An 11,588-nucleotide genomic window follows, 5' to 3' on the forward strand; every position below is an offset into this window, starting at 1 on the left:
AGCACACTAATCATTAATAATATAGTTGTATATATATTCTACTTCTTCATCTGGAATCTCAACGTTGTAGTATGTCTTAACTTCTTTCATTGAGATATTTACTTGATCTATAAACTCTTGATGCTTTTCTTTAAAGTCTTGATCAGTAAAGTTTGAAATAGCCTGTCTTGTAACTAATCTTTCTACAAGACAGCAGATATGAACATATAATCCAAAGCATGTTCTATTTTTAAATCTCTTATGTAAGATATTCTGTAGATGGTCAATTGCTTTCGCAACATGTTCAAGTAGTTTATCCGGATTTAATATAGTTAAGTTATTCATGACATTGGATAATGTGAAATTACGTAAGATATTCTTTTCAAATATCTCCATCTGTTCTTTTTTCATATACTTTCCAAAGTATATCTCTATCGCATTCTGACCCTCATTAATAATCAATTCCTGTATACCTATATATTTCATAGATTCAATATTTGGATCAAGTGTCCCAATGACACATATAACTTCATAATCATTCATTAACTGATCATAAACCTGTTTACGTATTAAAGCAGGATAATCATAAGTAATAATCTTTAGATTAGAATCTTCAGGTAAAGAATTGAATAAAATTTCTTTGATCTTATGCGCTGCACCTAATCCTGATGCACAAGAACAGATTACAATAGGTTCTTTCTTTTTCTTAAGTTCTACATGTGTTTTATAGATGTTTTCCTTAAGAATAGAATCAATGACTTCAGTCACTGTTTTATTAAGTTTAATTCCCTGTCCTATTTCTAACGCACATTTAGTATTAATATTGTTTACTAAGGCAATATCCGCATTACTTGTATCTAATCCTTGATATATTTCTTCAAGAGAACCCATATCAACTAATAAATAAAGCTTTGAGATATTACCAACATATGCAATATAATCATTAATCTTTCTTGTAATAGCTTGTACATCCACATCTAATGGCATATCTATTGCATCAAATATATAACTATTCAACATTCTATTGGCTGCTTCCGCAATAGAACTTGCAGTTGAATAACCATGCGCAATAATAATCGCAATTGTGAGATCTTCACCAGAATGTACAAAGTACTTAATCATACAAATACAGATAATACACTCTACAAAGTCATCAATATCCTGATTCATATTATTCTTTAAGTAATGAGAAACATCCTGTCCTATTTCATATTCACGATGGAATTCAAGTTTAAGATATTTCTTTAAGTTCTTCACTTCATCATAATTCTCATTGATCCAGTTATTAGTCAGATATGTATTCTTAGAGAATTCTGAGATATATGTAGCGAGTGCTATCAACTCATTATGTGAAGCCCTAAAGCCATAATGTTCAGTGATATTATTAAATATCTTTTCTAGATAGTTAGTAAGATAATCAATTGAACCTGCACGATTATCATTAAAGATTAATTTTTCAAAATATCTATCTACAGTATTCTGTGCATTTATCGCAAATGAAGTATCTCTCTTTATATTAATTAATGATTGATAAAAATCTTTAATGATACCCTGATCTGATACAGGAAGAAGTGTATTAAGAGACACAAGCTTATGCTTCTTCATAATCATAGAAGAGACATCTATACTATTTCTAATACTGTCAGGTAAATCATAAGCATGAATTTCTAACGTATCTGAATTACTTTTATATAATGCACTCACACAACTTGCCTGAATCGTATTAGTCAGTTCACCAATATTACCTACAAATGTATGATTCAGTAACAACTCATAGACATTAGATGAAATAAGAATTGTTTTGTTGATACGTTTCTCTTCATTCTTTAAGAAGTTATACATGAGTTCCAGCTTTTCATTTTCTCCTCTTTGGGCAAGAGATGGAATTGTAAGAATAACAGGAATACGTCTAAGGAATGTTTTTAATAATGCTTTTTGTGGTACTTCTGTTGTTGCAAATATAATTCTACATTTTGATTTATACCACTTATTATTATCACCTACTAAGTGATAGATTCCCTGGTCCATATAAAGGAATAGTTTTTCCTGGCATTCCGCATTTAAACAATGCACTTCATCTAGGAATAATACACCACCATCTGCAAAATGTAATAAACCTAAGTTATCACTATCTGCACCTGTAAATGCACCCTTCTTATAGCCAAATAGGTTTGCTGTGAGTAGTTCTGGGTTATTGGCATACTCTGAACAGTTTACCTGTACAAAATTCTTAGACGCATCAATTAAACCTGTATCTACACAATATTCATACGTAAGTTTAGCCATAAATGATTTACCTGTACCAGTTGGTCCATAAAGCAACATTGGTAATCCAACTGGTGGATAGGCTACTGTTGCCTTAATCTTCTCAACAATCTGATACATACTTTCATTAGACCCAATAAGCTTTTCAAAGTTCTTTAACTCTGTCTGATTGTTTAATTCAGCTTCCAATTCATCCAATGATTTGTATTCATCTGACGAAAGTTTCTTCTTATATTTACTTTCAAGAGAAGCTCTTGAAAGATATAAGATAGGACTTGCTTTAATTTTAATAAGTTTTTTCTCATTAAAAAGTTCATTTAATAATCTTATCACTTGATTTCTACTTAGTTTTAATTCTTTTGATAATTGGGTGGATTGACATTCATCATATGAATTTTGATCCATTTTCCCATTAATCAACAACATTATTTTTTCTTCCAATGAAATCACCTCATTATTCATCATAAAACAAATAAAACTTGTACGCAACATTAGTTATTCGGTATACTATTCAAGTAAATACCTAAACATTAATTGGCACGAATTTTGCTATATATTGATAAGAGGTGATGAACATGAAGCAGAAAATGCAATATATTCAAACATTGAAACAAACTTTAAAATTGAATCAAAAACTATTAAAATCCTTAGATTTCTTGACTGACAACATTGATGATATCAACAAAGCAATACAGGATATACTAGAAACAAATCCTTTTTTAGAATTAAAATCATCAAAGAATTATGATAATCAGCAGTTTATTGAAAGTATTTCTAATAAACGTTCTTTAAAAGATGATCTCTATTATCAGTTATATGCCTATACACATCCTTATAATGAAGATGTAATGACATATCTGATTGAATCATTGGATGATAGTGGATTCTTATCTTATAATCTTGATCAATATATGAGTGACCTTCATATCGATCAAGATATGCTTGATGCACATTTAGATATATTACGTTCATTTGAACCTAATGGTGTGGGTGCCTCTGATGCGATTGATTCTATTCTTATTCAGTTAAAAAATAATAATAAAACTAAAACCTATACACTATTTAGAGATTATCAAGATGTCATCTTAACTCAGAATTATTCACTTATTAAACAAACAACAGGATTAAATAAAGAAGAAATAGATCATTTATTCTGTGAAATACGTTCTTGTAATCCATTCCCTTGTAATATGTATAATACGTTTCATGATGACTATGTATCTCCTGATATACTCATTGAAGTAGAGAATTCAGATATTACTATTACACCTATTAACCAGCCTGCTCTCATGGTGAATGACACTCTATATGAGAAAGTAAAGAATGATGAGAATATGAAAGCTTATTTTAATGAGGCACATTTCTTAATGGAGAATATGACAAAGAGAAATCAAACTGTTCTTATTGTCGCAAATGCGTTAGTAAATATACAAAGTGGATATTTCTTATATGATGATGAATTATATCCATGTACTTTATCACAGCTTGCAAGTGAGACAGGATTCCATGAATCTACTATTTCACGTACTTTAAATAATAAGTACTATAGCTTTAATGGTGAGGCTTATCCTCTTAAAAAACTTCTTGTTTCTCAAACTGCTTCAGGAGATAGCAGTGATTCTATTAAAAAGGCTATTGTTGAGTTAGTAGATGATGAAGATAAAGAACATCCACTTTCAGATAATCAGATTCTCAAAAAACTAGAGGAATTAGAATTACATTGTTCACGTCGTGTTATTGTCAAGTATAGACAACAATTGAATATTCCTTCTTCTACTAAACGTAAGGTGCTTAAGAAAGTAGGCTAACCTATCACTAGGCTAGCCCCTTATCAAACCGTACGTGCGCTATTAATGCATACGGCTTACCAATTTACTATTTATTTAATTTGTGTACGGACTATCTTGATAAAGAATCGTCCATTTTCTTTAATCTCTTTTTTGTGTAGAATGCTATACCTAGTTCTTTAAATTTTTGAATACGTTTTTCCATATCAACCTTATTTCTATGCATGTGGTATTCTACATACTTCTCAATAGTATAGGTTCCCCACATTTTGTAGTAGAACCACCATTTTGAGGGAATTAAACCGATGCGCACAAAGAATTCAATGTTCCATTTATAACACATTCCATATACTTTCTTTACTGTTGGATGTTTATGAATCATGCACATCCTCAATCGTTGGCGTACATATTTGTCCATTTTTTCCAGATATTTGCTCATTGCACGAATTAAATAGTGTGCTTGCATGTGATCTTCGAATACTTTGATGTTAAACCTAGAAGTATCTCGTTCTTTCAAAGACTCTATAAAGAATATAAATGGTCTTCTCCCGTTAAACATAGGAGTCATAAAAGAGACTCTCCTTTACATTTACTGAGAGAAAAAAGTCCTAGAGCTGGTATGCTTGTTCAAATCGATGGAACTCCTTTTGACTGGTTGGTTTGGCAACGATCAACGTTTTACTCTCCATATGGCTGTTGACGATACAACTAATGATATCCTTGCTGGCTGGTTTACCAAAAACGAATGCATGTATGGATATTGTAAGATGATGGAACTTCTTATCAAGAAAAAAAGGAATTCCCTTAGCTATTTATTCAGACAAACATACTATCTTCAAAAGTCCTGAAGGTAATATAACATCATTTGGTGTTATGATGGATAAACTTTGCATTGAAATGATTTTCGCAAATACATCTCAAACCAAAGGATTGATAGAACGATACAATGGTACAGTTCAAAGAAGATTGCCCAATGACATTATAAGGTTCAAAATAAAAGACTACGATCAATTAAATATATGGTTCAATACTTTTACATAAAATATCTGAATGAAAAATTTGCACATCTTCCAGTTGATCCTGTTTATGAATTTGTAGAGCTAACAGAAAATTACAATTTGAATCTAGTGTTCACTGTTTCAAATACCAGAAAAATAGCAGAAGGCAATATGTTTTCCTATAACGGATATTATTATGTCCCATATGATAAAAATGGATAAGTAGTAAAAATAAGAACTTCAACAGAAGTTACAATTTTATATTTTGTGCTAGAAAATAAAGTAAGAATGAAATATATTGGGATTATTTATGATTGTACATTGATAGGTACAAAACATAAAAACAAACAGGTACTAATAAATGATCATAAAGATTTAAATAATCTCATTCAAGAAATGGACAAAAAAACAAAGGGTTCACACTAATAGAACCCTTCTTCATTTTTGGTGACATTTTTGCTGAACGTTAACATCACTTATGATAAGTTTCTCTCCGCATGATTTTATATGCTCGATAGACTTGTTCAACTAAGATTAGCTTCATTAATTGATGTGGAAAAGTCATTTTAGAGAAACATAAACGATAATTTGCTCTTTGTAATAAAGATTTTCCTAAACCTAAAGAACCCCCAATCACAAAAGTAATCGTACTCTTTCCTCTAATCATACATTCTTCAATATGCTTAGAAAAAGCCACACTATCTATTTCTTTTCCATGTAAATCTAAAACAATAACATATTCATCATCTTTAATTTTAGCAACAATTTTATCTGCTTCTTTATCTTTGATGATATTTTCTACATTTTCACTTGCATTATCAGGAATTGGTTCATCTGGTACTTCAACCATTTCCACTTTACAGTAAGCATTCAATCTTTTGACATATTCATTGATTCCATTAACAAGATATTTTTCTTTAAGCTTACCAATTGTTAAGATTCTAATTTTCATAATGTCCTCCAGAAACAATTTCTTTTTGATCTGCAATCTTTATATTATCAAAATAAATATGTTCTTCATCAAAAACTCTTTGATATGTATCCAATGCCATTTCTTTTGTATTCGCTTCTTGTGATAAATGGGCCAAACAAATTTCTTTTGTATTTTCACCAATCACCTGCGCCATAACATGTGCACTATATTCATTATTAAGATGGCCCTTATCTCCAAAAATACGATTTTTTAAGAATAAAGGTCTTCTTGTATTCATCAACATTTCAATATCATGATTACTTTCAAAAATATAGTAATCTAAATTTTTTATATATTCCATATTCTTTTGTGAAACATAACCTGTATCTGTCATATAGAGAATTGTTTCATCTTTTCCTTTGATTACAAACCCTAAAGGGGATGTTGCATCATGAGATAAAGGTAATGGTGTAATTATATAATGATCTAATTGTATATTTTGATAATTTTCTAATTCATGACTTTCATCTATACCAGGGATGCATCCTTTTCCACAATAAACAATACTTTGATCAAAGATATCAATATTTTTATTATGATCAATATGATCATGGGTTAATAAAACATGGCAAATGTCATTTTCATTAAATCCTAATTGATTAAGTTTTGTATAAAGTTGTCTTTTACTAATTCCACAATCAATTAAAAGTCCATTTCCTTGATCATAAATGAAAATACTGTTTCCTTTAGAACCACTTGCTAAGACATGATATTCCATTTTTTCCTCCAAAACAAAAATGAGTACCAAGTACTCATTTTCTTATTTAAGTCCGTATTTTTTGTTGAATTTTTCAACACGTCCATCAGCACTAGCAAATCTTTGTTTTCCAGTATAGAATGGATGACAGTTAGAACAAGTATCAACACGTACTTCATCTAATACTGAACCACTTTCAAATTCTGCTCCACATGATGTACAAACTACTTTTACTTTTTTATAATTTGGATGAATTCCTTTTTTCATTTTTAATTTCTCCTTCCGCCTTGTAGATTTCTCACTACAAAGTAAGTTGCTATGATATATTAACATTAAATTATGTCGTTTTCAAGCCCTTTTTTATAATTTTAATCATCAACTTTGATTCTTCTAATAACAGCACCTAAAGTAATTAATTTTTGATCAATATTTGCATATCCTCTATCTATATGATATACATTGCTGATTTCTGTAATTCCATCAGCGATTAACCCTGCTATTAACAATGCTGCGCCACATCTTAAATCTGTTGCTTCTACTTTTGCTCCTTTTAATGGTGTTTTTCCATTTATATAACACATTGATTCATCTAATTCTATATTTGCGCCCATCTTATTAAGTTGTTCACAATGTCTAAATCTCTCTGGATAAATTGTTTCTATTACTTGTGATTGTCCGTTTGCTTGTGTAAGCAGTGCTGTTAATGGCTGTTGTAGATCTGTCGCAAAACCTGGATATACCTGTGTTCTGACATCGACTGCATTAAAGTTCTTGTTATCACCATAAACAATAATACTATCTCCAACATTTTCCATCTTCACTCCCATTTCTTTCAATTTTGAAATAAGTGATTCCAAATGTTGTGGAATGATATTTTGAATAATAACTCTTTCTCCTGCAGCTGCTGCCATAATTAAGAATGTCCCTGCTTCAATACGATCTGGAATGATTTCATGAGTACATCCTTTTAGATGTTCTACTCCTTCAATCGTAATCGTATCGGTACCAGCACCTCTAATTTTAGCTCCCATTTTTGTAAGTAAGTTTACTACATCAATGATTTCTGGTTCTTTTGCTGCATTTTCAATGACTGTTTTTCCTTCAGCTTTTACTGCCGCTAATAAGATATTGATTGTTGCTCCAACCGAAGCAAAATCTAAATATATTTTTGCACCTACTAAACGATCTGCTGTAATTACATGCGCACCATCAACAAATTCTACTTTGGCACCCAATGCTTCAAATCCTTTAATATGTAAATCTATCGGACGTGGTCCTAAAAAGCATCCTCCTGGTGCTTTCATCACAACTTTTTTACATTTTCCAAGTAATGCTCCCATTAAATAATATGATGCTCTTAATTTATCCACAGCATCAGATACTAATGGAACATTTTCCATACGAGAGGGATCAACAATTAAACTATCATGACTTCTTAATACTGTACAATTAAGTTCTTCTAATAAAACTGCTAAAGCGTCCACATCACTGATTTCTGGTACACCATAAATCGTTACAGGACTATCCGCTAAAATAATTGCCGGAATAAGTGCTACAGTGGCATTTTTTGCACCCGAGATTTCTACTGTACCATTTAATTTATGTCCGCCTTCAATCGCAATAATTTCACTCATGACTTTACCCCTTTTCTTCTATCTATATTCCCTAATACTATATTATAAATTCATTAAAAAAACAACTTAATAAAGAGATTTCACATAAACAAAAAAAAGCCCGAAGGCTTTTTAATTGATTAAGCTTTACCGATGCAACCGAATACTTCCATTCTATCTTTAACACATTGTTTAATAGCTTCTGCACCTGGTGCTAATAATTTACGAGGATCATATCCTTTTCCTTCTAAATCTTTTCCAGCTTCAATGTATTTACGTGTAGCTTCTTGGAAATATAATTGACATTCAGTGTTTACATTTACTTTAGATACTCCTAAAGTGATTGCTTTTTTGATCATTTCATCAGGAATTCCTGAACCACCATGTAATACTAATGGTAATTTCCCAGTTTCAGCTTGGATTGCATCTAATGCATCAAAGTCTAATCCTTCCCAGTTTGCTGGGTATTTACCATGGATATTTCCGATACCTGCAGCTAAGAAATCTACTCCTAAGTCTGCGATTGATTTACATTCTTTTGGATCTGCTACTTCACCTTTACCGATGACACCATCTTCTTCTCCACCGATTGATCCAACTTCTGCTTCTACTGAAACACCTTTTGAATGACATAATTCAACGATTTCTTTTGTTTTTTCGATGTTTTCTTCGATTCCATAATGAGAACCATCAAACATGATTGAAGAGAAACCTGCATCTAAAGCAGCTTTAGCTCCTTCGTATGAACCATGATCTAAGTGTAAAGCTACTGGTACAGTGATATTTAATGCTTCTACCATTGCTTTAACCATTGCTGCAACTGTTGTATATCCAGTCATATATTTAGCAGCACCTTCTGAAACACCTAAGATTACTGGTGCTTTTAATTCTTCTGCAGTTAATAATACTGATTTAGTCCATTCTAAGTTGTTGATATTGAATTGACCTACTGCATAATGTCCTTCTTTAGCTTTCTTTAACATTTCTGTTGCTGATACTAATCCCATAACAAATCTCCTTTTCTTTTTTTCGGTTATATAATACTATCTTTTATATAGAATTTCCATAGTTTTTATCATAAAAACCTTATTTTCCAAAAGCTTTTAATAATCTTTGACAAGCATCTTCTAAAACACTTCTTGGAATTGCAAGATTAAATCTTTCAAAACCTTCTCCACCTGTTCCAAAGATATATCCTTCATCTAACCATAAACCGGCTTTTTCTAACATTGTCTTTTCAAGTTCATCTTTATCTAAACCACATTCTCTAAAATCAACCCAACATAAATAAAGTCCTTCAGGTTTTACTAAATGAATATGAGGTAAGTTTTCTTTTAAGAATTCATCAAAATAAGTAAAGTTGTCATAAACATATTCCAACATTTCATCTACCCATAATTCACATTCATTATAGGCAGTCATACAAGCAATAATACCTAAAAAGTTTGGTTCATTAACCCCATAACGATTCATTGTTTCTTGATAAGCTTTTCTTAATTTTTCATCTGCAATAATAATATTTGATGTTTGTAACCCTGCTAAATTAAATGTTTTTGATGGTGCAGTTAAAATAACAGAGAATTCTTTATAACTTTCATCTACATTATAGAAAGGAATATGTACATGCTCTCCATAAACAAAATCTTCATGAATTTCATCAACAATAACTAAAACATGATGTTTCTTACAAATTTCACCAATTTGTTTTAATTCATCTTCTTTCCATACTTTTCCAATTGGGTTATATGGATTACATAAAATAAACATTTTAACATCATTTTCTACGATTGCTTTTTCAAAAGCATCATAATCCATTTCATAAGAACCATCTTTATAAACCATTTCATTTTCAATGATTTTACGATGATTTAATTCAATTGAAAAATCAAATGGATAATATACAGGCTTATTAATAATGATGGCATCATTTTCCTTTGTATAAGCATTTACACATAATTTAATAGCTGTTACCACACCTGGTGTTGGGATGATCCATTCTTTATCGACATTAAAATCATGTCTTCTTTTCATCCAAGAAATAACCGTATCAAAATACTCATCTGGCGCAAATGAATACCCATAAACGCCTTGTTTAATTCTTTTAACTAATGCATTTTCAATTTCCTTTGGTGATTTAAAATCCATATCTGCAACCCACATAGGTAACACATCTTTAGGTTTATTATTGGCTTCAATGGTATCCCATTTAGCACAATTTGTACCTTTTCTATCTACAACTTCATCAAAATCAAACATACTTTCCCTCCTATAATACTTCTTTATCTTTAAATTCATCTTTTGAAAAATGCATCAACGTCATTCCTAAAGCCATGGAAAGATTCAATGAATCTATATGATGACTATGAGGAATAAAAATAGATTTCCCATAATCTAGATATTCATCAGGTAAACCACTACTTTCATTACCAAAAACAAGTGAATGATAACCTTCTTTGGATTCAACCTTATGAATATTGGTTGCTCCTTTTAACATCAATGTATAAATATCATGACTTGGAAATCTTTTTAAATAATCTTCAAAACTATCAAAATACTCAATATTCAAATGAAACATTGCTCCCATCGAAGCTCTTAAAACACGAGGATCAAAAACATCGACACCTGGTCGAATGATTGCTAGATTATAATAATTGAACCCTAACATCGTTCTCATAATTGTCCCCATATTTCCCATATCTCCAGGATTAACTAAAACAACATGATTTCCTTCTTGTAAAGTCATTTCATATTTTTTAATGATTGCTATCGCAAAACAATTATCTTTTTTTGATAATTTTTGAATTGTATTATCACTTTCAATCAATTCAATATGTTTTTCTCTACAAATTTCATCAATAATAGGAATTCCTTTATTCTTATAAGAATTACTTTTTATATATACTCTTAAAACAAGATCAGGACGATTCTTTAATAACTCAATCGTTTCAAAAACTCCTAAAGTATAGGTATAATCAAAATCCTTCTTATATGCTTTAATCTTCATCTAATAAACCTTCTACTCTCTTTGTTTCTTCTTCTACACTTTCTTTTAAAGAAAGAAAATGTTTTTCTTCAAAATTAGCTCCTTGATGAATTAAATCAATCAATTCATCATACTTACGACAAGCCAATTTCAATTGTGAATATTTGATGGTCACATCTAATTCATTTCCGGCATCAGCTGTAATTTTATTTACTTCATGATATACTTCTTTAAACTTAGCATCTAAGTCTACTTTTTGTTTCTTTCTAAAAAACATCAAGCATTCCTCCCTT

At 30.5% G+C, this 11,588-nt stretch carries 12 protein-coding genes; 2 read left to right on the plus strand and 10 right to left on the minus strand.

Annotated features, from left to right (window positions below):
- Positions 1 to 6: 6 nt before the first annotated feature.
- The gene (locus HUU89_RS06080) at positions 7 to 2,694 is read right to left on the minus strand and encodes a sigma 54-interacting transcriptional regulator (protein WP_317992325.1); all 2,688 of its coding nucleotides are present in this window, start codon (positions 2,692 to 2,694) and stop codon (positions 7 to 9) included.
- 125 nt (positions 2,695 to 2,819) lie between these two features.
- Between HUU89_RS06080 and HUU89_RS06085 the strand changes: the two genes are divergently transcribed.
- Positions 2,820 to 4,052, plus strand: coding sequence for an RNA polymerase subunit sigma-54 (locus tag HUU89_RS06085; protein ID WP_175301268.1), 1,233 nt, complete (start codon positions 2,820 to 2,822; stop codon positions 4,050 to 4,052).
- Positions 4,053 to 4,143: 91 nt separating this feature from the next.
- Here HUU89_RS06085 and HUU89_RS06090 read toward each other — a convergent pair whose 3' ends face one another.
- Positions 4,144 to 4,599: a hypothetical protein gene (locus HUU89_RS06090; protein WP_175301269.1), complete on the minus strand. Its 456-nt coding sequence runs from the start codon at positions 4,597 to 4,599 to the stop codon at positions 4,144 to 4,146.
- Between the two features lie 718 nt (positions 4,600 to 5,317).
- Here HUU89_RS06090 and HUU89_RS06095 point away from each other — a divergent pair.
- The gene (locus HUU89_RS06095; protein WP_175301270.1) at positions 5,318 to 5,455 is read left to right on the plus strand and encodes a hypothetical protein; all 138 of its coding nucleotides are present in this window, start codon (positions 5,318 to 5,320) and stop codon (positions 5,453 to 5,455) included.
- A gap of 46 nt (positions 5,456 to 5,501) precedes the next feature.
- Here the strand turns inward: HUU89_RS06095 and rlmH are convergent, their stop codons facing one another.
- The 8 genes from rlmH to HUU89_RS06135 all read right to left on the minus strand — a co-directional run bounded on the left by rlmH (position 5,502) and on the right by HUU89_RS06135 (position 11,572).
- Positions 5,502 to 5,981 carry a 23S rRNA (pseudouridine(1915)-N(3))-methyltransferase RlmH gene (rlmH, locus tag HUU89_RS06100; RefSeq protein WP_175301271.1) on the minus strand — a complete coding sequence of 160 codons (480 nt, stop codon included), beginning with the start codon at positions 5,979 to 5,981 and terminating at the stop codon, positions 5,502 to 5,504.
- Positions 5,971 to 6,720 carry an MBL fold metallo-hydrolase gene (locus HUU89_RS06105; protein ID WP_175301272.1) on the minus strand — a complete coding sequence of 250 codons (750 nt, stop codon included), beginning with the start codon at positions 6,718 to 6,720 and terminating at the stop codon, positions 5,971 to 5,973. The genes rlmH and HUU89_RS06105 overlap by 11 nt, the downstream gene beginning before the upstream one ends.
- Before the next feature lie 42 nt (positions 6,721 to 6,762).
- On the minus strand, positions 6,763 to 6,966 hold the full coding sequence (gene rpmE, locus HUU89_RS06110) for a 50S ribosomal protein L31 (RefSeq protein WP_022000826.1): 204 nt from the start codon (positions 6,964 to 6,966) through the stop codon (positions 6,763 to 6,765).
- A 101-nt stretch (positions 6,967 to 7,067) separates the two neighbouring features.
- Positions 7,068 to 8,333 (minus strand): UDP-N-acetylglucosamine 1-carboxyvinyltransferase, encoded by a 1,266-nt coding sequence (locus HUU89_RS06115; RefSeq protein WP_022000827.1) that lies wholly within the window; start codon positions 8,331 to 8,333, stop codon positions 7,068 to 7,070.
- Between the two features lie 119 nt (positions 8,334 to 8,452).
- The gene (gene fba, locus HUU89_RS06120; RefSeq protein ID WP_032090929.1) at positions 8,453 to 9,319 is read right to left on the minus strand and encodes a class II fructose-1,6-bisphosphate aldolase; all 867 of its coding nucleotides are present in this window, start codon (positions 9,317 to 9,319) and stop codon (positions 8,453 to 8,455) included.
- A 79-nt stretch (positions 9,320 to 9,398) separates the two neighbouring features.
- Positions 9,399 to 10,568: a MalY/PatB family protein gene (locus HUU89_RS06125; protein ID WP_175301273.1), complete on the minus strand. Its 1,170-nt coding sequence runs from the start codon at positions 10,566 to 10,568 to the stop codon at positions 9,399 to 9,401.
- Between the two features lie 10 nt (positions 10,569 to 10,578).
- The gene (locus HUU89_RS06130; RefSeq protein WP_022000830.1) at positions 10,579 to 11,316 is read right to left on the minus strand and encodes a TrmH family RNA methyltransferase; all 738 of its coding nucleotides are present in this window, start codon (positions 11,314 to 11,316) and stop codon (positions 10,579 to 10,581) included.
- Positions 11,306 to 11,572 (minus strand): hypothetical protein, encoded by a 267-nt coding sequence (locus HUU89_RS06135; protein ID WP_022000831.1) that lies wholly within the window; start codon positions 11,570 to 11,572, stop codon positions 11,306 to 11,308. The genes HUU89_RS06130 and HUU89_RS06135 overlap by 11 nt, the downstream gene beginning before the upstream one ends.
- Between the last annotated feature and the right edge of the window lie 16 nt (positions 11,573 to 11,588).

The organism is Faecalibacillus sp. H12, assembly GCF_013361255.1.
In the GTDB taxonomy this organism is placed as follows: Bacteria; Bacillota_I; Bacilli_A; order Erysipelotrichales; family Coprobacillaceae; genus Faecalibacillus; species Faecalibacillus intestinalis.

Excerpts from the sequence above, each read along its gene's own strand:
- HUU89_RS06130 (WP_022000830.1), bottom strand. The coding sequence starts at position 11,316 with ATGAAGATTAAAGCATATAAGAAGGATTTTGATTATACCTATACTTTA.
- HUU89_RS06095 (WP_175301270.1), top strand. The coding sequence starts at position 5,318 with ATGAAATATATTGGGATTATTTATGATTGTACATTGATAGGTACAAAA.
- HUU89_RS06105 (WP_175301272.1), bottom strand. The coding sequence starts at position 6,720 with ATGGAATATCATGTCTTAGCAAGTGGTTCTAAAGGAAACAGTATTTTC.
- rlmH (WP_175301271.1), bottom strand. The coding sequence starts at position 5,981 with ATGAAAATTAGAATCTTAACAATTGGTAAGCTTAAAGAAAAATATCTT.
- HUU89_RS06085 (WP_175301268.1), top strand. The coding sequence starts at position 2,820 with ATGAAGCAGAAAATGCAATATATTCAAACATTGAAACAAACTTTAAAA.
- HUU89_RS06135 (WP_022000831.1), bottom strand. The coding sequence starts at position 11,572 with ATGTTTTTTAGAAAGAAACAAAAAGTAGACTTAGATGCTAAGTTTAAA.
- fba (WP_032090929.1), bottom strand. The coding sequence starts at position 9,319 with ATGGGATTAGTATCAGCAACAGAAATGTTAAAGAAAGCTAAAGAAGGA.
- HUU89_RS06090 (WP_175301269.1), bottom strand. The coding sequence starts at position 4,599 with ATGACTCCTATGTTTAACGGGAGAAGACCATTTATATTCTTTATAGAG.
- HUU89_RS06125 (WP_175301273.1), bottom strand. The coding sequence starts at position 10,568 with ATGTTTGATTTTGATGAAGTTGTAGATAGAAAAGGTACAAATTGTGCT.
- HUU89_RS06115 (WP_022000827.1), bottom strand. The coding sequence starts at position 8,333 with ATGAGTGAAATTATTGCGATTGAAGGCGGACATAAATTAAATGGTACA.
- rpmE (WP_022000826.1), bottom strand. The coding sequence starts at position 6,966 with ATGAAAAAAGGAATTCATCCAAATTATAAAAAAGTAAAAGTAGTTTGT.